The organism is Kribbella sp. NPDC023972 (assembly GCF_040639075.1).
Taxonomy (GTDB): Bacteria; Actinomycetota; Actinomycetes; order Propionibacteriales; family Kribbellaceae; genus Kribbella.
Genome location: NZ_JBEZZH010000004.1, coordinates 393193 through 413124, shown reverse-complemented (window position 1 = coordinate 413124; position 19932 = coordinate 393193). Strand labels below are relative to the sequence as shown.

The 19932-nt window shown below is 68.8% G+C and carries 14 protein-coding genes and 1 tRNA gene; 9 read left to right on the top strand and 6 right to left on the bottom strand.

What is annotated here, in order from left to right:
• Positions 1–10 precede the first annotated feature (10 nt).
• From AB0F43_RS19055 to AB0F43_RS19035, 5 genes are all read right to left on the bottom strand, one after another.
• Positions 11–1462, bottom strand: coding sequence for a penicillin-binding transpeptidase domain-containing protein (locus AB0F43_RS19055; RefSeq protein WP_360477971.1), 1452 nt, complete (start codon positions 1460–1462; stop codon positions 11–13).
• Complete coding sequence (locus AB0F43_RS19050) at positions 1459–2859, bottom strand: FtsW/RodA/SpoVE family cell cycle protein (protein WP_360477968.1); 1401 nt, start codon at positions 2857–2859, stop codon at positions 1459–1461. The genes AB0F43_RS19055 and AB0F43_RS19050 overlap by 4 nt, the downstream gene beginning before the upstream one ends.
• 76 nt (positions 2860–2935) lie before the next feature.
• Positions 2936–4306 carry a protein phosphatase 2C domain-containing protein gene (locus tag AB0F43_RS19045; RefSeq protein ID WP_360477965.1) on the bottom strand — a complete coding sequence of 457 codons (1371 nt, stop codon included), beginning with the start codon at positions 4304–4306 and terminating at the stop codon, positions 2936–2938.
• Between the two features lie 10 nt (positions 4307–4316).
• Entirely contained in the window at positions 4317–4799 is a 483-nt protein-coding gene (locus AB0F43_RS19040) for an FHA domain-containing protein (RefSeq protein ID WP_360477962.1), read from the bottom strand.
• A 10-nt stretch (positions 4800–4809) separates the two neighbouring features.
• Positions 4810–5631: a DUF3662 and FHA domain-containing protein gene (locus AB0F43_RS19035; RefSeq protein ID WP_360477959.1), complete on the bottom strand. Its 822-nt coding sequence runs from the start codon at positions 5629–5631 to the stop codon at positions 4810–4812.
• A gap of 229 nt (positions 5632–5860) precedes the next feature.
• Between AB0F43_RS19035 and AB0F43_RS19030 the strand changes: the two genes are divergently transcribed.
• From AB0F43_RS19030 to AB0F43_RS19015, 4 genes are all read left to right on the top strand, one after another.
• A tRNA-Leu gene (locus AB0F43_RS19030) sits at positions 5861–5944 on the top strand.
• Positions 5945–6149: 205 nt separating this feature from the next.
• Positions 6150–6980: a carbon-nitrogen hydrolase family protein gene (locus AB0F43_RS19025; protein ID WP_360477956.1), complete on the top strand. Its 831-nt coding sequence runs from the start codon at positions 6150–6152 to the stop codon at positions 6978–6980.
• A 105-nt stretch (positions 6981–7085) separates the two neighbouring features.
• On the top strand, positions 7086–9869 hold the full coding sequence (locus tag AB0F43_RS19020; protein WP_360477953.1) for a heparinase II/III family protein: 2784 nt from the start codon (positions 7086–7088) through the stop codon (positions 9867–9869).
• 231 nt (positions 9870–10100) lie between these two features.
• Positions 10101–11078 (top strand): helix-turn-helix domain-containing protein, encoded by a 978-nt coding sequence (locus AB0F43_RS19015; protein WP_360477951.1) that lies wholly within the window; start codon positions 10101–10103, stop codon positions 11076–11078.
• Between the two features lie 44 nt (positions 11079–11122).
• Here AB0F43_RS19015 and AB0F43_RS19010 read toward each other — a convergent pair whose 3' ends face one another.
• Complete coding sequence (locus tag AB0F43_RS19010; RefSeq protein WP_360477948.1) at positions 11123–14779, bottom strand: S8 family serine peptidase; 3657 nt, start codon at positions 14777–14779, stop codon at positions 11123–11125.
• A gap of 134 nt (positions 14780–14913) precedes the next feature.
• Here AB0F43_RS19010 and AB0F43_RS19005 point away from each other — a divergent pair, with 134 nt between their 5' ends.
• From AB0F43_RS19005 to AB0F43_RS18985, 5 genes are all read left to right on the top strand, one after another.
• Positions 14914–15699: a PrsW family intramembrane metalloprotease gene (locus AB0F43_RS19005; RefSeq protein WP_360477945.1), complete on the top strand. Its 786-nt coding sequence runs from the start codon at positions 14914–14916 to the stop codon at positions 15697–15699.
• Positions 15700–15732: 33 nt separating this feature from the next.
• Complete coding sequence (locus tag AB0F43_RS19000; RefSeq protein ID WP_360477942.1) at positions 15733–16356, top strand: PAS domain-containing protein; 624 nt, start codon at positions 15733–15735, stop codon at positions 16354–16356.
• On the top strand, positions 16340–17470 hold the full coding sequence (locus AB0F43_RS18995) for a pyridoxal phosphate-dependent aminotransferase (RefSeq protein ID WP_360477939.1): 1131 nt from the start codon (positions 16340–16342) through the stop codon (positions 17468–17470). The genes AB0F43_RS19000 and AB0F43_RS18995 overlap by 17 nt, the downstream gene beginning before the upstream one ends.
• The gene (locus tag AB0F43_RS18990) at positions 17467–18402 is read left to right on the top strand and encodes a hypothetical protein (protein WP_360477936.1); all 936 of its coding nucleotides are present in this window, start codon (positions 17467–17469) and stop codon (positions 18400–18402) included. Before AB0F43_RS18995 ends, AB0F43_RS18990 begins: the two co-directional genes overlap by 4 nt.
• A 433-nt stretch (positions 18403–18835) precedes the next feature.
• Positions 18836–19930, top strand: coding sequence for an endonuclease (locus tag AB0F43_RS18985; RefSeq protein WP_360477933.1), 1095 nt, complete (start codon positions 18836–18838; stop codon positions 19928–19930).
• Positions 19931–19932 lie beyond the last annotated feature (2 nt).

Below are 19932 nucleotides of genomic sequence, written 5' to 3'. Positions count from 1 at the left end.
CGTATCGCGCTCATTGGCCCAGCACCGCCTCCATCACCCGTTTGGCGATCGGTGCCGCCAGGGTGCCACCGGCGATGTCGTTGCGTGGGATGTTCGCGTCCTCGATCATCACCGCCACCGCGATCTTCGGGTCGTTGGCGGGCGCGAACGCGGTGAACCAGGCGAACGGCGGCCGGTCCGGCGACGTCTGCGCCGTACCGGTCTTGCCGGCCACCTGGACCCCGTCGATCCGGCCCGGCCTGCCGGTGCCGTTCGCGACCACGTCGACCATCATCTGGGTCAGCTGTGCCGCGACCTCCGGGGTGACCGCCTGGTGCAGCTCCTCCGGCTTGGTCTCGGAGACGGTCTTGAGGTCCGCGGTCTTCACGTTCTGCACCAGGTACGGCTTCATCACCGAGCCCTTGTTCGCGATCCCGGCCGCCACCATCGCCATCTGCAGCGGGGTGGCCCGGACGTCGAACTGGCCGATCGCGGACTGCGCGGTCTGCGGCTCGTTCGGGTCGCCCGGGAACTGGCTGGCGACCGCGCCGAGCTCGGGCAGCTGCCGCTCGCCGAAGCCGAACTTGGCCGCCTGCTCGGCCAGCGCGTCCGCCTTCAGCGCCAGGCCGATGCTGCCGAACGCGGTGTTGCAGGAGTAGCGCAGCGCGATCGTCAGCGTCGCGTCGTTGCTGCCGCCGCAGTTCTGGCCGTTCTCGTTCACCAGCGGGACCGTGGTCTGGGGCAGCGGCAGCTCAGCCGGCGAGTGCACCTTGGTCTCCGGCGTGTACTTGCCACTCGACAGCGCCGCGGCGGCGGTGACCAGCTTGAACGTCGAGCCGGGCGGGTAGAGCTCCTTGATCGCCCGGTTCGACATCGGCTTGCTGGATGCCTCGTTCAGCTGCTTCCACGCCGCGCCGACGTCGTCCAGGTCGTGCGAGGCGAGCTTGTTCGGGTCGTACGACGGCCGGGACACCAAAGCGAGCACCCGGCCGGTCTTGGGCTCGAGCGCCACCACCGCGCCGGTCTTGCCGGCCAGTCCGGCGTACGCCGCCTGCTGCGCCGCGGCGTTCAGCGTCAACGTCACGCTGGCGCCCTGCTGGCGGCGGTTGGTGATCACGTCGATCACCCGGCGGAACGCCATCGACGGGTCGCTGCCGTTCAGCTCGGAGTTCTGCGTCAGCTCGATCCCGGCCCGGCCGTACAGATAGGAGTAGTAGCCGGTCACCGGTGCGTAGACCGGTCCGGAGGCGTACGTGCGCTGGAACTGGAACCGGTCGTTCGACGGCTTGCTCTGCGCGATCGGCGTACTGCCGATCAGGATCGGGCCGCGGTCGACCGAGAACTGCGAGTCGCGCACCCGGCGGTTGTCGTTGCGCGCGTTCAGTTCGCCGGCCCGGAAGGCCTGCAGGTACGTCGAGTTCGCCATCAGCGCGAGCATCAGGATGATCGCCGCCAGAGCCAGTCGCCGGATCGCTGAGTTCACTGCTTCTGCACCGCCATCGCGATCGTCTCGTCGGACACTGGAGCGGCCGGCGTCTGCGGCCGGCGGGCCTGGTCGCTGATCCGCAGCAGCAGCGCGATGATCGCCCAGTTCGCGACCAGCGACGTACCGCCCAGCGCCATGAACGGGGTGGCCAGACCGGTCAGCGGGATCAGGCCGGTGACACCGCCGACGATGACGAACACCTGCAGCGCGAACGACATCGCCAGACCGGTCGCGACCAGCTTGCCGAAGATGTCCCGGCAGCCGAGCGCGGTGCGCAGGCCGCGCTCGATGATGAGCGTGTAGATCAGGATGATCGCCATCAGCCCGGTCAGACCGAGCTCCTCGCCGAACGAGGAGATGATGAAGTCGCTCTGGCCGTAGAAGCCGAGCAGCTCCGGGCGGCCCTGGCCCAAGCCGCGGCCGAGCACCCCGCCCCAGGCCTGGCCCATCAGTGCGGTGGCGACCTGGCCGCCGACCTCGTTGAACGGATGCAGCCAGTCGTCGACGCGCTTCTGTACGTGGCCGAAGGTCTGAGACGCGAAGAACGCGCCGCCGGCGAACAGCAGGCCACCGATGATCAGCCAGCCGGCCCGCTCGGTGGAGACGTACAGCAGGATCAGGAACAGGCCGAAGAACAACAGCGACGAGCCGAGGTCCTTCTCGAAGACCAGCACGCCCAGGCTGACCGCCCAGGCGATCAGGATCGGGCCGAGGTCGCGGGCCCGGGGCAGGTCGAGGCCGAGGAAGCGGTGCCCGGCCAGCGTCAGCACGTCGCGTTTGACCACCAGGTAGCCGGCGAAGAAGATCACCAGGCAGAGCTTCGCGAACTCACCGGGCTGGAACGACATCCCGAAGAACCGGATCCAGATCTGCGCGCCGTTGATGTCGACGCCGAGACCGGGGATCAGCGGCAGGATCAGCAGCACCAGACCGGTCAGGCCGGCGGTGTAGGTGAGCGCCTGCAGCCGGCGGTGGTCGCGGACCACCAGAATGACGGCCAGGAACAAGACGATGCCGACCGCGGTCCAGGTGATCTGCTGCGGTGCGGCCGCCGCCCGCGGCTCCCGTCCGGCCGCCTCCGCGGCCGCGGTCAGGCCCAGGTCGACCCGGTGGATCATCGCGACGCCGAGCCCGTTCAGTACGACGGCGCACGGCAGCAGCACGGGGTCGGCGTACGGCGCCCGGTAGCGCAGCGCGAGGTGCGCGATCAGGGCGAGCAGGCCGATACCGGCGGCGTAGTAGCCGGTGCTGGCCGGGATCTCGTCCTGCACGGTGAGGCCGATGTTCACGTACGCGCCGACCGAGACGATGACCGCGATGATGAGCAGCAGCAACTCCACCCCACGCCGGCTGCGCGGGATGATCTGGATGACGGACGTCGACGCGATACTCATCGGCGTCCTCGCTGCGCTCCGGGCGCCGATGAGGCACAAGATACGCCGTGCTCGATCATGAGCTCACTACGTTCGCTCATCTGACGCCGTCACAGTCGTCGGGGTTGACCGGCCCGGTGGTCGGGGTTGTCGTCGGGGTGACCGTCGGCGGCTTGGTCGTGGCCGGCGGCGTGGTCACCGGTGGCTTGGACGCGGGCGGCGTACTCGGCTTGGGACTCGGGGTCGGCTGTGCCTTGGCGCACTCGTCGGCGGTTCGCTGCAGCTCGCTGACGATCGTCCGGGCCCCGGGCAGGTCGTCGGCCTGGATGTTGCTCTCCACCTGCTCGCGGCTGTACGTCGGCAGCTTGTCCACCTGCAGGGTCTGCTTCTCGTACACCTTCGACAGCGTCAGGCCGGGGATGTCCTCGTCCACACCCTTGAAGATCGCCACGTAGTCACCGTCGGTGCCGACGTAGTACTGGTTCTGCGTCCAGGTGTACCCGAGCCAGCCGCCGCCACCGATCAGGCCGAGGATCACGACCAGTACAGCGATCCGCCGCAACCACGGAAAGCGCTTCGGCGGCCGCGGCGCGTAGCGCAGCTCCTCCGGATCGAGGACTGCACCGCCGCCACCATGGCCGTTACCACCGCCGGGTACGGCGATCGTCGGCTCGCCACGACCTGTGCCACCCTGAGCCAGCTCCGCGGCCGCGCCGACGAGCTGGGGCGTGGTGCCGCTCGACGGCTGGGTCTCGACGACGTCGGCGACGACACATGTCACGTTGTCGTTGGATCCGGCCTCCAGGGCGTGCGTGATCAGCTCCACCACCACGGAGTCCGGCGTACCGTCGGCCATCGAGGCCGCGATCACCTCGTCGCTCACGTAGTCGGGCAGGCCGTCACTGCAGAGCAGCAGCCGGTCACCGGCGCGGACGTCGAGGATCTCCAGGTCCGGATCCGAGTCCGGCCGGCCGTCGAGCACCCGCAGAATCAGGTTGCGGTGCGGGTGGGTGAAGGCTTCCTCCCGGGAGATCCGGCCCTCGTCCACCAGCGACTGCACAAAAGTGTGATCGTGGCTCAGCTGGTAGAGCAGCCCGTCCCGCATCCGGTACGCGCGGGAGTCGCCCAGGTGGGCCAGCCCGAGCTGCTGGCCGTCGAACATCAGCGCGGTGACGGTCGAGCCCATCCCCTCGCGCTCCGGGTCCTCCTCGACCAGCTCGGACAGCCGCTCGTTCGCCCGGTGCACCGCACCGGCCAGCGCCTCGATCATGTCCTCGCCGCTGATCCCCGGCTTGTCCAGCTTCCGGATCACCTGGACCGCCGCCGCGCTGGCCACCTCACCGGCCGCGGCGCCGCCCATCCCGTCCGCGAGCAGCAGCAGGTGCGGACCGGCGTACGCCGAGTCCTCGTTGTTGCGGCGCACCCGTCCAACGTCGGACAGTGCGGCGTAGTCGAGCGAGAGGGTCATCGAGGCAGGCCTACTTCGCGATGTTCAGCGTCGTCCGGCCGATCCGGATCGAGCCGCCGATCTCGGCCGGCACCGGGCGGGTCACCCGCTGGCCGTCCAGGTACGTCCCGTTGGTGGAGCCAAGATCCTCGACCCACCACTGGCCGTCGGACAGGAACAGCCGGGCGTGCCGGGTGGAAGAGTAGTCGTCGTCCAGCCGGATCTGGCAGTCCCCGCCGCGGCCGATGATCACCGGCTCCTCCACCAGGGTCGCACCGACCCCGGCCTGCGGCCCGTCCGCGATCGTCACCGACCCGGGCAGGCCCTTGCGCTTCTTCACCGGCTTGGCGGGTCGCGGTGTCCGGGTGTTCTGCGGTACGACGGCGCTCGCCGCCCGGCTGTCCACCTTCGCACCGAACAGGTCGGACCTGATCACGGACAGCACCGCGAGGACGAACATCCACAACAGGGCCAGGAACCCCAGTTTGATCAGGGTCAGGGTCAGTTCCGACATGGAAGGTCAGTCACCACCCGCTGCTCGGCGGCTGGGCGATCGGCTCGTCCGCCAGACGCAGCGTCATCGTCGTGTTCCCGATTCGTACGGTCGAGCCGTCGACCAGCTCGGCCTCGGTGGTCCGCCGGCCGTTGACCAGCGTCCCATTCGTGGAGCCCAGGTCGACCAGGACCACCCGAATACCGCCCGGGCCCTCCGGCATCAGCCGGATCTCCGCGTGCCGCCGGGACACGCCCGGGTCGTTGATCTGGATGTCCGCGTCGGTACCGCGGCCGAGCACCACACCTGGCGGGTTGACCGGCCGGCGGCGGCCGTTCACCTCGAGCATCACCTGCGGGTGGCCGCGGCGCGGGGGCTGTTGCTGGGGCGGTGGGGCGCTCTGCATCACCGTCTGGCCGTCGTTCGGCGGCACGTAGGGCTCCTGCTGGTAGGGCTGGGGCTGCGGACGGGACCGTTGCGGGGTCCCGACCGTGGCACTGACCACACGGAACTTACCCGTCGGCAGGTCGTCCTGCTGAGTCAGCACGATCTCGATCGGGCCGGAGAACGTGTACCGCTGGATGTCGGCGTGGTCGCGCAGCTCGTTCGCCAGCTCGTGGTTCAGGGTCTGGCCGTAGGCGTTCAGTCGCTCGAAGTCGCCGGGGCCGAGCTCGATGGTGAAGTGGTTCGGCACCAGCCGGCGGTCCCGGGACAGGATCCGCGCGGTGTTGTCGATCTCACGCTTGAGCGCCGCCGCCAGCTCGATCGGCTCGACGTCGCCCTTGAACGCGCGCGCGAAGACACCGCTCACAATGCCCTCCAGACGTCGCTCGAAGCGCTGCAGCGGTCGCACGCCTCCTCCTCCACGGTTCGGTCGCCGGTTGTAGCCAACGATCGTGCTTGCCGTCCGGCGCCCTCAGCAGGCACGCCGTACGCCTGGTCCACCGGTCGTGGTGGACACACCGGGTACGACGATCGATCGTATCGGGAGGTTCGACCCAACCCGCAATGTGAACCTTCGCCATGACCCGTGCTACTGTTCCTTCTCGGTTGCAGAATGACACTGTCAGACTCAACCAAGCGCGCGGGTGGCGGAATAGGCAGACGCGCACGGTTCAGGTCCGTGTGCCCGAAAGGGCGTGGGGGTTCAACTCCCCCCTCGCGCACAGCAAGTCCCGGTCAGTGACCGGGACTTTTTGCTTTCCGGATGTGTGCGGCATCACCCAGGCGCCGCGACCGTGGCGGGTTTCGGCGTGATCCGGGGGCCACTTACCCAATCCGGCACAGAAACCCTCCGCGAGCCAAGGGGTGGGGCGGGGTGAGGTCGTGGCGTTGGGGGGATATGTCGGTCCGGGCTGAGACGGTAGGGCGATGACGGGGATTCGGATTGCCATTGCCCAGCCGGGGATCAGTGCGGACGCGCGGAAGAACGGGAAAACGGTTCGGTCGTTGATGCGGAAGGCGGCTGCCGGCCGGGCTCGGCTGGTGCAGTTTCCCGAGGGAATGCTGAGCGGGTACGCCAAGGAGCAGCTCGCGGACTGGTCGCAGGTCGACTGGGACGTCGTCCGGGACGAGCTCGAGCGGATCATGGCGCTGGCCGCGGAGCTGAAGCTGTGGGTCGTGCTCGGTTCGGCGCATCCGCTGACACCGCCGCACCGGCCGCACAACAGCCTGTACGTGATCTCCGACGCCGGCGAGCTCGTCGACCGGTACGACAAGCGGTTCTTGTCGAACACCGAGATCAACCACTTCTACTCGCCCGGTTTCGACCCGGTGGTGTTCGACATCGACGGCTACCGGTTCGGCTGTGCGATCTGTGTCGAGGTCAACTTCCCGCACCTGTTCAGCCAGTACGAGCGGCTCGGCGTCGAGTGCCTGCTGCTGTCGGCGTACCCGGTGGACGAGATCTTCGAGGTGAAGGCCCGCGCGTACGCCGCGATCAACTGCTACTGGGTCGCGATGTCACTGCCCGCGCAGACCGTGGACCTGATGCCGTCCGGCCTGATCGCGCCCGACGGCACGTACGCGTCCCAGCTCGCCGGCCAGTCCGAGCTCGCCATCACCACCATCGACCGCGAGGACCCGGCCCTGAAGGTCCCGCTCACCCACGCCCGCCCCTGGCGCGCCACCGCCCTCAAGGGCGACATCTACCGCACCCGAGCCGTCACCGACCCCCGCTCCCGCGACCGGACCGCCCGCTGAGCTGCTTTCCGTTCGATTTCTGGGCGCTTTCCGGTCCGTCCGTCGGCGTCGGCCGAACACCTACGCTCAGGGTCGTTGATGGAGACGGCCTGGGGAGATCGTTCTGTGCGTACCAGCTTGCGGGCGACTGTTGTCGCTGCCGCGACCGCTTTGATGGTGCTCGCCGGGACGCTGGGTGCCCGAGATGGATCCACCACATCGACCGCCGGGAACCTGTCCGACGCGGAGTTCTTCGGGCTCCTGGACTACGACGGTGTCGCCGGCCTGAACGGCGTCGAGGCCGCCGTACGTGCCGGGGACTATGCCGCGGCCAAGCGCGAGCTCCTCGCCTACTACCGCGCCCGTCCGGCCAATGACGCCGGCAAGTTCACGCACAATGACTGGCCCGGCGTCCTCGAGTTGACGCCCGACCACATCTGGACGTTGGGCTCCGGCGAGGTCTACCGGACCACGGTGCGCTTCGGCGCACAGGAGTCGGCGGTCAGCGCCGATGTCACTGCTGCCGCGACCGCCGCCGCGGGCGGAACCGCAGGTTTCCTGCTGATGGCCCGGATCAAGGAGCCGGTCACGGTCTCCATCAACAGCCGCGAGAAGGCGTCAGGCAAGCCGACGTTGCGACTGACGCTCGATGACGGGTCGGTGCGGACGCTCAACCCCACGGCCGACACGTACATCAAGGCCGGTGCCGACGCGGGTACGGCGTACGGCGGGAAGGACAGCCTGCAGGTACGAGACCAAGGCGCCGGTCCGTTCACGGCTGAGACCCGGAAGGCCTACCTGCAGTTCAACCTGTCCGGTGTTGCCGGTGTGCGCAGCGCGGCACTCTCGCTGACCGGGCGTGCGGGCGCGGCCAAGGACGTCATGGTGTTCAGCAATTCCGAGGCCTTCGTGGAGAGCACCCGTACCTGGAACAACACCGTGCAGAACACGTACTCGTGGCAGGGCGACCCCGGCGGCTTCGACTGGCTGCTCCCGGCCGGCGCAGACAAGGAGTACCGCTACCAGTTGGCGCGCTTCTACTTCGCCGGCCCGCTGGCCAGGGCGTACCAGAAGACCGGCGACGACAAGTACGCCGACGCTTTGATCGGCACGCTGACCGATTTCATCGCCGATGCCGACGGGTACGGCACCGAGTACGGCGCGGGCTCGTATCCACGCAGCCTGGACACCGCGCGGCGGCTGGAGAACTGGACGGCGGCGTACGAGATCCTGCGCACGAGTCCCTCGCTGGACGCGGAGGAGAACGTCCAGATCCTGAAGACGATGTACCGATCGGGCCTCCACCTGCAGGGCAACGTCCACGACAGCCCGAACTGGATGCAGACCCAGAAGCTCGCACTGCTCCGCGCCTCGGTCTACCTGCCGGAGTTCACCGCGGCCGCGGGCTGGCGGGGCAACGCGGCCGACTTCCTGGCGAGTCAGCTGAACGACTCGACCTACGCCGACGGCGGGTACCGGGAGGCGACCAGCGGCTACGCCCGAGGGTACGTCTCGCAGTACGTCGACATCGTCGCGTTCATGAAGAAGCACGGGATCCCCTTCACCGCGACCGAGAAGCTCCGCAAGCTCGGCCACTTCCTGATGGACCAGACCCTCCCGAACGGCTACACCGCGAACTACGGGGACAGTGGCAGCGATGACCAGCGCTCGGTCCTGCGCCGTCTCGGCGAGTTGCTCGGCGACCAGGAGTTGATCTACGTCGGTACGTCGGGGAAGGCCGGAACGCAGCCAGCGCACCTCGCGGCGCGGTATCCGGACACCCGGGTGGCGGTCTCCCGGTCCGGCTGGTCGGCGGCCGACTCCTATCTGCGGTACAACATCGATCGCGGTCCCCACAGTCATCCCGACGAGCTGTCACTCGTCACCTACAAGCACGGCCGCGAGTTGCTGGTCGACCCGGGCACGTATTCCTACAGCTCGGACCCACGATCGGACTGGTTGCGGAAGAGCACGGAGGCCCACAACACCGTTGAGGTCGACAACCTGCCGCAGAACTCCAAGGCCACCGGGGAGATCACCCATTTCGTCAGCAACCCGGCGTTCGATCTGATCAGCGGAAACACCGACGCGTCTGCCAGGGCCTGGCACGCGAGGTCTGTGCTCACGCTGCGCTCGGGTGTGTCGCTGGTGTCCGATCAGCTCAGGCCGCGCGACACCGCTTCGCACCGCTACGAGCAGAACTGGCATTTCCTGCCGGACGCGAATCCCGCGCAGACCGCCACGTCCAAGGCGACAGTCACCAAGTTCGCCTCCGGCGCGAACCTGACGGTCGTCCCGGCGGACCCGGAGAAGCTCACCGCCTCGGTCCCGAAGGGGTACTACTCGCCGGCGTTCTATCACGTCAGTGACGCGAAGTACGCCTCGTACGTCAAGCAGGCCGCGGGAAAGACCACGTTCGACACGCTGCTGTTGCCGTCGCCTGCGGCCGCCGACAGCGCCGTTCGGATCAACCGGTTGCCGGTGGGGACCCTGACCCCGGATCTGGCGACGGCACTGGACATCCGGTTCGGCGACGGCGGCCGTGGCACCTATTACAAGTCGTGGGCATCGAAGGCCACCCGCTCGTTCGGGTCGTACAGCTTCAACGGGAAGATCCTGTACGTCCAGGATGCCCCGAGCGGAGCCGTCCAGTCGTTCGTCATGTACGACGGCTCGACGGTCCGGCGGGGCGGCAAGGTTCTGCTCACCTCGCCGGTCGCGGTGAACGACGTCGCGGTCACCTATGCCGGTTCGACGGTGCGGATCGACGGGCGTGCCCTGACCGCCTCGACCGATCCGACGAAGGCGATCGGCATCGCCGCAGCGAACGCGACCGAGGTGTTCCTCAACGGCGTCCGCGTCGACTTCTCTCGTGACGGCGATCTCGTCTACGCCGCGACGGCGAGCTGAAGCCGTTCTCCAACGCTCGGATGATCCGGCGGATCGGTCCTGGACTCCCCCTGGCACTGGCCAGTCATCACCGCCATGGCAGCCCTAGGCCTATCCATGTACACCTACGGCGGCCTCACCTACCTCAACGCCAAGAAGAGGGCCCGGGTGAGCTGATATTCGCGAACCCGCCCGCTACAGCGTTGGAATGCTTGGTTAGGTTGAGGTTCCGAGGTTGGGAGGGGGAGGCGGATGGACGAGGGCTCGTTGCTGGATGGGCGCGAGGAGCAGGCGTATCGGTTGCTGGTCGGGCTGTCGGCGGCGCGGTCTTCGGAGCTTGCCGAGGTCGCCGAGTTGACGCAGCACGAGGCGGACGAGGTGCTGCAGCGGCTGCAGGCGAAGGGACTCGTCGCGGTGCACCAGGCCGACGGTCAGGTGTTCCGTGCGCTGCCACCGGACGTGGCACTCGGTACGACGCTTCTGCGCCGGCAGGAGTCGTTGGAGGCGGCCCGCAAGACCGTGGCGGCGTTGAGCGAGGAGTTCCGCGCCAGTGCGAGCCGCCGGGACGCACATCACCTGGTCGAGGTGATCGTCGGGGCCAACGCGCTCCGCGAGCGCCTCCGCGACCTGCAGGAGTCGGCCCGCGAGGAGATCCTGTGGTTCTGCCGCGCCAACCCGTTGGCCATGCCGGGCGCGGAGAACACCGAGGAGTACGGCGCTCTCAGCCGCGGCGTCCGGTATCGCGCGATCTACGAGCGCGCCCTGCTGGAGACGCCCGGCGAGCTCGACACGATCGCGGAAGGCATCAGCTGGGGCGAGGAGGCTCGCACGCTCCCGACACTCCCGGTCCGGTTGGCGATCGTGGACAGAGCGACCGCTGTCTGCCCACTCGTCCGCGACGACGAGTTGGGCATCGGAGAGCCGACGGCCGCGGTGATCGGCCGTGGTCAGTTGCTGGACGCGCTGCTGGCCCTCTTCGAGAGCCACTGGGAGCAGGCGACCCCGGTGAAGCTCCAGTCCAATGGCAGCGACCACGCGGAGGGTCTGGACGACTCCGAACGCTTCCTCTTGTCCTTGCTGGTGGCCGGCGTACCCGACAAGTCGATCGCGTCCCAGCTCGGTATCAGCCGCCGTACCGTCCAGCGCCGGCTGGACCGGATGATGACCCTGGCCGGTGTCGACACCCGGACCGGTCTGGCCTTCCAAGCGGCCAAACGCGGCTGGATCTGAGCTGAGGCGGCCTATGCACACCGGCCGCCCCAGCTCAGGGCCCACTACTTCACGCCGTACGCGCGAATCACGGTCTGCGTGACCGCGGCGCCGGTGTTGTCGGTGGCGCGGACCTTCAGCGAGACGGTGTCGTGCGCGGTCGGGACCACGGCCAGGTAGCGGCCGAGGGCACCGACGACGGCGAGCTTCTTCCAGCTCTTGCCCTCGTCGTACGACGCCCAGGCCTGCAGCGTGGTCGACCGCGCTGCACCGACCTGCTGCTGGACGTTGAAGCCGACCACGTGGGTACGAGCGCCGACACGGCCAGTCAGGTCCGTCGGCACCGTGTAGCCCACCTGCAGCAGTGACAGCGGAGTCGCCTTGTCGGTCGGTGCCTGCTTCGACCGGAACTCCCACGAGGTCTGCGTCCGCGTACCCCAGTTCCACTCGCCTTGGGAGTCGATCCGCTCAGTCGAGAGATCCAGCTTGTACGACGCGTCGCCGCTGGACGTGATCACGTCCTCCCACGCGTCCGGCAGCTCGGCGACAACCTCACCGTTGCGCGACAGCACCGCCGAGGACGACGTCGTCTCGCCGACCGTGTAGTGGCCGGCAGCGTCCACGAACGACGGGATCCGCAGCGACAACCGGTCACCCGTGCGGGTCGACAGCACCCCGGGTGCGGCGGCCGGGCGGACCACCGGACCGAACCAGGTCTCGTTCGACGGACCGATGGTGTAGCTCCGCGGCACCGAGGTCATCCCGCCACGGAGCGCACCCATGGTGTCCCAGGTGTAGAGGTGGTGCACCCGGTGCTGCCAGAGTGAGTCACCCGAGGTCACCCACTCCTCGCGCACCTTCGGCGTCTCGACGAACCGCTGGGTGTCGTTCCAGGAGTACTCCTGCCACGGCCGCCACCCGAACCGCTGCTCCTTGGCCCAGTTGAAGCCACCGTTGTCGGCGTACTTGGTGGTGATCCGCGCGCTGTTCGCCGGGGTCACCTTGTAGTGGATCTTCGCCGGGATGTACCCGGTCGAGACCTGCTGTACGTCGTACAGGTACGGGCTCGAGGTGGTCAGCGTCAGGTCGATCGTGGCGCGGCCCCGACGAGCCCGGTCGATCAGCTTCTGACCGTCCGCTGCCGTGGTGACCATCGCCGGGATCGGCTCCCGGTCACCGGTCGGCCGCCAGACCGTCCACGCCGACCAGTCCGCCGGCCGGACCAGGATGACGGCTGCGGCGCCCGCCTGAGCGGCCGCGGCGATCTGGTCCTGCTCACTGCCGTTCCCCCAGCCGTCCTCACTCGAGTCGAGCACGGCCAGCGCGCCCGACACGCCCTGCAGCGAGGAGTCGGCGTACACGAGTGGGAACCGCTTCTTGCCTTCGTACGACGGCGACTGGTGGAGCAGGTTGATGTCCAGCGGCCCGGTGACACCTTGGACCGTGGCCTGGACCATCGGCGCGACCAGTTGCCAGCGGGACGAGAACTCGAAGGTGCCGTCCCGGACCGGCTTGGTCGGCGTCACGTTGACCTGCTTGACCGTGCTGAAGTGCATCACCCCGTGGCTGATGGACCGGCCGTTGCCGTACCCCCGGTGCACGTAGTAGCTCAGGATCGCCTGCTGCTCCGACGGCTTCGGCGTCTCGATCGTGATCGGAACCGCCTGACGGGCGTCGATGACGACCTCGATGTCCTTGCTGACGACGATGTTCGGGTCGGTGAACAGGCTGACCTGCTCGTCCTGCGGGTTGCTGTTCTCGACCAGCCCGTGCAGCAGGTAGGTGCCCTCCTCGACCTCGGCCGTGAAGCTGTCGCCGTCCGGGATCCAGGCGAGCACGTCCGAGCGCGAGTTGTCACCGAACAGCGAGACGACCGGCACGCCCGTGGGCTGGCCGTCCAGGCCGACGCCACGCAGGGTGATCGTGTGCTTCTGACCTTGCCGGAGCGCACCGACCGCGGTCTGGGTGACGACACCATTGGTGCCAGTGGCAACGATCCGGCCGCTGTGCAGGCCGCGGTCCAGCTTGGCCGCATCCAGGTTCACCGGTACGTCGACGCTGCCGTTGGCCGGGACCGTGACACTGGCCGGGACCCCGAACGCGTCGGTCTCCGGCTTCCCGGCGTCAAGGTTGTTCACGGCAACAGACAGGCTGAGCGTGACCGGGGTGGCGCCGATGTTGCGGTAGCTGATGGTCCGGTTGCTTGCTTCCGTCGACGTCTGCAGGCCGAAGTCCGCGACGGCGGTGGCGAAGACCTGCTGCGAGGTCGCCCGGGCCAGGTCGACCCGGCCGGCTCCGTGCGCGTAGACGGACTGGTTCGGCGGTGCCTTCGCGGTGCTGACCAGCGCGTTCTTCAGCTGGTCGGCCGTCCAGTCCGGGTGCTGCTGCGCGAGCAGAGCCGCCGCTCCGGCCACGTGTGGCGCGGCCATCGACGTACCCGAGGCTGCCGTGTAGAGGTGGTCCACAGGCGCGCCCATGACGGTGCCGGCCGCCCGGGCGGCGACGATGTCCACGCCGGGCGCGGAGATCTCCGGCTTGAGGCCGGCGTCGCCGAGGCGCGGTCCACGGCTGGAGAAGTCCGCCAGCGCGTCGGTCCGGTCCACGGCTGCCACGGTCAGCGCGGACGCCGCGGCGCCCGGCGTACCGACGGACTCGTCCCGGCCCTCGTTGCCGGCCGAGACGACGAACAGCGTGCCGGTCCGGGCGGTGATGTCGTTGACGGCCTGGCTGAGCGGGTCGGTACCGTCGGTCGCCTCACCGCCGAGGCTCATGTTGACCACCTTGGCGCCCTCGGCGGCGGCCCACTCCATCCCGGCGATGATCCAGGAGTCGTAGCCCCATCCGTCGTCCGCGAGCACCTTGCCGACGAGCAGGTCCGCCTTCGGGGCGACGCCTTTCCGGGTGCCGCCCGCGCCCGCTCCGGTGCCGGCGATGGTGGCGGCGACGTGCGTACCGTGACCGAAGTGGTCCTCCGGCCCGGTCGCGCTCGCGGAGAAGTCCCTGGCCTCCTTCACCTTGCCCACCAGGTCCGGGTGCTCCGCGTCCACACCGGTGTCCAGTACGGCGACCTCGACGCCGGAGCCCTCGTAGCCGGCCTGCCACGCGGCGGGCGCACCGATCTGCGGGACGCTTTTGTCCAGCACCGCGCGTACCTTGCCGTCGAGCCAGACTTTGCTGATCCCACCGCTCAGGGCCCGGGTGGCCGTCATCGACTTCCACAGCTGCGGCAACTGGTCCTTGGCCGCGTCCACGGCCTCGCCGCCGATCGAGCTCAGCTGCCGCTTGGTCGTCGTACCGGCCAGTTCCTGCGAGGTCCGCAGACCCTGGTTGTACTTGACGATCAGCGGGAGCTGCTTGGCGGCGGCGTCGCCGTACCCGTCGGCGATGAGCTCCTCGACGTCGAACAGGTCGGCGTCGAGGACGCCGGTGGACAGGTACGGTACGGCGTCACTCGGCAGGACCCGGAGTCCGCCGTCGGCCTCGATGGTGTGGAAGGTGACGCGCTCGCGTCCGGCGGCCGGGTGGACGGTGGCCGCCTTCTTCCCGGCGCCCGCGTCGGTCACCGTGACGACGTCGCCGGTGATCAGGGTGACCGTGATGCCGGTGGCGCCGGCGTTCCCGGCCGGTGTCGGTGGCGGACCGGCGGCGGCCGGGGTCGCCGTGACCGCGCCGAGGGTCAGCATCGCCGCGAGGGTGGCGGCGGTGATCCGGTGGGGGGACATTGTTCTCCTTAGAGGCTGGGGGCAGGCGCACCTCTTTCCGGAGAGTTTGCAATCCGGTCACAGCGATCTCCCCTGTCCATCACTGCCGTTCCTGCGACATGGCACAAGAACGCCAGACCGGGCACCATCGCCCCATGACCGCACAGCAGGTGGTACGTAGGTGGGCGTGGGTCGGGACGTTTCTGGTCGGGGCGGCGCTCTACCTCTTGGTCCTGGGGGTCCTCACCGACACCAGGAATCCGAACCTCTTCCCGACCATGATCCTGCTCGGGGCGCTCGTCGTACCGCTGACGTTCGTGACGTTCGCGGCCGGCCGGTCCGGGCGGTGGCTGATCGACGGGCCGACGCTCGGCGGCTGCCTGCTGTTCGGCGGGGTCGTCGGCGTGGTGGTCGCGGGCCTGCTCGAGTACGACGCGATGCGCCGGCTCGGCACGCTGCCGATGGTCGGGGTCGGGCTGATCGAGGAGGCGGCCAAACTGGTCGTACCGGCCGTCCTGGCGATCTTCTTCGGGCACCGGTACCGGACGTCGATCGGCAGCGGGATCGTCATCGGGGTCGCGGTCGGCACCGGCTTCGCCGTGCTGGAGACGATGGGCTACGCGTTCGTGGCGCTGCTGCAGTCGAACGGGAACGTCGGGGCCGCCGAGGAGACACTGTTCATCCGCGGTCTGCTGTCGCCGGCCGGTCACGCCGCCTGGACCGGGCTGACCTGCTGGGGTCTCTGGCGGTTCGTGACCGCGCCGACCGGCAAGCATTTCGCCGGCTTCATCGGCATGTACGCGCTATCCGTCGCGCTGCACACGACCTGGGACGGCATCGGTGGCCGAGTCACGTACGCCGTCGTCGGCGTGATCTCGATCGGCCTGCTGCTGTACGGCCTCAAGCGCGCGCAGCGGGCGGACACCTCAGCCGCCGTGTAGACAAGTAGTCCATTGTGGACTTACTGTCCAAGCATGACTCCTGAGCAGCTGGCACCGATCGGTGCCGCGCTGGCCCGCTTGTTGTCGCCGCACGCGGAAGTGGTGTTGCACGATCCGGCGACCGACGAGATCGTCGCGATCTGGAACCCGCTGTCCGGCCGCGAACCGGGCGATCCCTCGCTGCTCGGCGAGCTGGACGAACTCTCCACGACCGATCCCGACGTGTACGGGCCCTATCCGAAGGTGCTACCGGACGGTCGCCGGCTGTCCAGTGTCAGCGCCGTGATGCGGGACAAGGACGGCAAGGCCGCGTACGTGTTCTGCGTGAACGTGGACCGGACTGCCTTCGAGGGCGCGAGCCGGCTGCTGGCTGCCTTCGCCGCGCCGACGGCCGGGCAGCCGCGGGTGCTGTTCGAGCACGACTGGTCCGAGACGCTCAACGAGATCGTCGCCGGGTACGTCCGCGAGCGCGGCGTGCCGGTCGAGCGGCTGAGCCGGGAGGACCGGGTGGACCTGCTCGGCAAGCTCGACGCGGCGGGCGTACTGAGCCAGCGGCGGTCGGTGCCGGCGGTCGCGCGGGCGCTGCGGATGTCCCGGTCGGCGCTCTATCAGCATCTCGGCCAAGCGCGAAAGGAACCGCATGCCGACCCTGCCTGACTTCCGGCTGGAAACGTACTTCGCGAAGTGGGAGTTCAACGCCCGCTACCACCTGACCGCGTCGGATGCGCAGACTCACACGGTGTCCGACCTGCTGGCCCTGGCGGACGACGACGGGCGTGCCCGGTGGGAGTCGCTGGCACTCGGCTACACCGAGACCCGTGGTCTGCCGGCGCTGCGGGAGGAGATCGCGGCGACGTACACGAGTGCCTCTGCTGACGACGTGCTGTGCTTCGCCGGCGCCGAAGAGGCGATCTACCTGGCCATGCGGAGCCTCCTCGAGTCCACCGACCACCTCGTCGTACTGACCCCGAACTACCAGGCGGCCGAGACGGTCCCGCTGGCCGTGTGCGAGGTGACCGGGGTCGCGCTGCGGGCCGAGGACAACTGGGCCCTCGACGTGGACGCGGTGGAACGCGCGCTCCGGCCGAACACCCGGATGGTGTCGGTCAACTTCCCGAACAACCCGACCGGCGCGGTGCCTTCGCTCGAATCCTGGCTGGACCTGGTCCGGCTGTGTGACGAGCGCGGGATCACGCTGTTCAGCGACGAGGTGTACCGCGGCCTCGAACTCAACCGAGAGCCGTTGCCCCAAGCAACAGATCTGTCGGGTACGGCGCTCTCGCTCAACGTGATGTCGAAGGCGTACGGCCTGCCCGGCCTGCGGATCGGCTGGATCGCCTGCCGGGATCGCGTGGTCCTGGACAAGCTGGAACGCGCCAAGCACTACACCACGATCTGCAACTCCGCACCGAGCGAGGTGCTCGCACTGATCGCCCTGCGCGCCCGCGATCACCTCCTGACCCGCAACCGCCGGATCGTCGCCGACAACCTGCCGGTCTTCACCGACTTCTTCGCGCGCTATCCGGATCTGTTCGAGTTCACCCCACCCGACGGCGGCTGCGTCTGCTTTCCCCGCTACCTCGGTCCCGACGGCGTCGAGCGCATGTGCGCCGACCTCGTCGAACAGGCCGGCGTACTCCTGCTGCCGTCAAGTATCTACGCCTCCGCCCTGACCGAGACTCCCACCGACCGCTTCCGCATCGGCCTCGGCCGCCACAACTCCACGGAAGCCCTCGCCGCCTGGTCCAACTGGCTGCAGAAGCGCCGATGACGCTGCCTGTCCTTGGCCTGCCGGAGATCAGCCGGATCGCCACACCAGAGCTCGTGTTCACCGCGGTCCGCGATGCTCTGATCGCTCACGCCGAGGGCCGTACGTCGGTCCCACCGCCGATGGTGCTCGACTTCCCGGCCCATGCCGGTGACTGCCACGTGAAGGCCGGGTACGTCGAGGGATCGCCGTACTTCGTGGTGAAGATCGCGAGCACGTTCGGGTCGGTCAACAACGGGCTGATGCTCGTCGTGGACGCGACCAGCGGCACGCCCGCCGCCGTACTCGCTGACGAAGGCAAGCTCACGGCATGGCGTACGGCGGCCGCCGGTGCGCTGATCACCGACGCCATGACCCCGGTCGGCGTGGACGAGGTAGCCGTACTCGGGACTGGTGAGCAGGCGCTGCTGCAGGTGCGGTGGCTGCGGAAGCTGCGACCGCTGCGGCGGGTGAAGGTGTGGGGCCGGCGACCGGAAGCCGTGTCCCGGCTTTGTGCCGCGTTTGCCAAGGACGGCCTGGATGCCCGGCCCGACGGTCTCGACGGCGCCGTCTGTGTGATCGCGACGACGGCTGCTCGCGAACCCTTGCCGGGCGAGGCCTTCCGGTCCGCGATCCAGATCACCGGGATCGGGACCGACATGCCGGGGAAGGGCGAGTTGCCGGTCGAGGTGTTCGCCGGGGCGGTGATCGCCACTGACGACCACGAGCAGTGCCTCGATCACGGGGACTTCGGCAACGCCGTACGGGCGGGGGTGGTGGCCGATGACGCGGATCTGGCGGTTGGCGCCGTACTGCGAGACGGAGTGGAGCGGGCGCATCGATCGGTCGCCGACCTGACCGGGATCGGGGCTGTCGACGCTGCCGTGGCGGCGGCAGTCGTTGCCCGTGGCGTCGCGTCCGGGGTTGTCAAGTGGGGACCGCTGCCTGATCAGTGACCTGTCAGTAGAGTGAGACAGCTGCTCGGACCTGTGGACAAGGCGTGCCGGACTGAGTACGGTCCGTAAACAGCGTCCGCACCACGCCACCCCCTCGGAGGGGATGACCCTCCCCTTTGTCGGTGAGGTGCTGCCCGCCAGTAGCGCCTCACTGGTGGATGGGCAGAGCAGCCCGCGGCAGCTTGTCGCGGCCTGATGGGGGCCCATACACCTAGGTGGGGCGGGGAGCGTCACTCACACGCTCCCCGCTCCACCGACTCAATTCTGCCCAACCCGATGCCGCCGTCGTTGGCGACACTTCACCGGGGGTTCGCCAACTCTTTGGTCGAGGTGACGTTCGAATCCGGGCCGGGACGGGCAGACTGCTTGGCGACACAGTGGTCCCCACCCGCCCCTGGGAGATGCCGTGCTTCGTTCCTGCGCTTCTCGGCCCGTGCTGATCGTCAGCGTCGTACTCGCGCTGCTCGGTTTCGGTGTGACACCGTCATCGGCCGCCACCCCGATCAGTGTGAGTACGGCGATGGGCCGCCAGGACGGGTCGACCGCGACCGTCTCCGGTTTCGTCGTCGGTCAGCCGACCGCGACCAACACCGTTGTCCGGAGCAACTTCCCGAGCGATTACGCGCTGGCGCTGGCCGACTCGGCGTCGCAGACCAGCACGTCGGCGATGCTGTACGTCCAGATCACGTCGGCGTTCAGGTCGTCGTACGGGCTGCGGAGCAATCCGGGGCTGCTCGGGCAGAAGATCACCGTGACCGGCACGCTGAGCGCGTACTTCTCCCACGCCGGGCTGACGGCCACGACGGCGTTCAGCAGCGGTTCGACGGACCCGGGGCCGGATCCGGGTGGCTACTACGCCGGGGCTGAGGGGAAGACCGGGGCGGCGCTCAAGGCCGCACTGCACACGATCATCGCGAACCAGACCAAGCTCAGCTACGACCAGGTGTGGAATGCACTCAAGGACACCGACCAGGATCCGGCGAACACGAACAACGTGATCCTGCTGTACTCCGGCCGGTCCCAGAGCAAGACCACCAACGGCGGCGACCCGAACGACTGGAACCGCGAGCACGTCTGGGCCAAGTCCCACGGCGACTTCGGTACGGCGACCGGCCCGGGCACCGACATCCACCACCTCCGCCCCGAGGACGTGTCGGTGAACGCGGCCCGCGGCAACCTCGACTTCGACAACGGCGGCTCCGCGGTGGCCGAGTGCTCAGGCTGCGCGGCGGACTCCGACTCGTTCTCCCCGCGCGCCGCGGTCCGCGGTGACGTCGCCCGGATGATCTTCTACATGGCGGTCCGCTACGAAGGCGGCGACGGCTTCGCCAACCTCGAGCTGAACAACTCGGTCGGCAACGGCACTGCCCCCTACATGGGCAAACTCTCCGTCCTCAAGGCCTGGGCAGCCGCCGACCCGCCCGACGCCTTCGAGAAGCGCCGCAACGAGGTCATCTACACCTCCTACCAGCACAACCGCAACCCGTTCATCGACCACCCCGAGTGGATCAGCTCGATCTGGCCGTGACA

What these genes read in the sequence shown, in the direction of transcription:
- AB0F43_RS19050 (WP_360477968.1), bottom strand. Translation starts at nt 2,859, where the DNA reads ATGAGTATCGCGTCGACGTCCGTCATCCAGATCATCCCGCGCAGCCGG.
- AB0F43_RS19045 (WP_360477965.1), bottom strand. Translation starts at nt 4,306, where the DNA reads ATGACCCTCTCGCTCGACTACGCCGCACTGTCCGACGTTGGACGGGTG.
- AB0F43_RS19040 (WP_360477962.1), bottom strand. Translation starts at nt 4,799, where the DNA reads ATGTCGGAACTGACCCTGACCCTGATCAAACTGGGGTTCCTGGCCCTG.
- AB0F43_RS19025 (WP_360477956.1), top strand. Translation starts at nt 6,150, where the DNA reads ATGACGGGGATTCGGATTGCCATTGCCCAGCCGGGGATCAGTGCGGAC.
- AB0F43_RS19015 (WP_360477951.1), top strand. Translation starts at nt 10,101, where the DNA reads ATGGACGAGGGCTCGTTGCTGGATGGGCGCGAGGAGCAGGCGTATCGG.
- AB0F43_RS19010 (WP_360477948.1), bottom strand. Translation starts at nt 14,779, where the DNA reads ATGTCCCCCCACCGGATCACCGCCGCCACCCTCGCGGCGATGCTGACC.
- AB0F43_RS19005 (WP_360477945.1), top strand. Translation starts at nt 14,914, where the DNA reads ATGACCGCACAGCAGGTGGTACGTAGGTGGGCGTGGGTCGGGACGTTT.
- AB0F43_RS19000 (WP_360477942.1), top strand. Translation starts at nt 15,733, where the DNA reads ATGACTCCTGAGCAGCTGGCACCGATCGGTGCCGCGCTGGCCCGCTTG.
- AB0F43_RS18995 (WP_360477939.1), top strand. Translation starts at nt 16,340, where the DNA reads ATGCCGACCCTGCCTGACTTCCGGCTGGAAACGTACTTCGCGAAGTGG.
- AB0F43_RS18990 (WP_360477936.1), top strand. Translation starts at nt 17,467, where the DNA reads ATGACGCTGCCTGTCCTTGGCCTGCCGGAGATCAGCCGGATCGCCACA.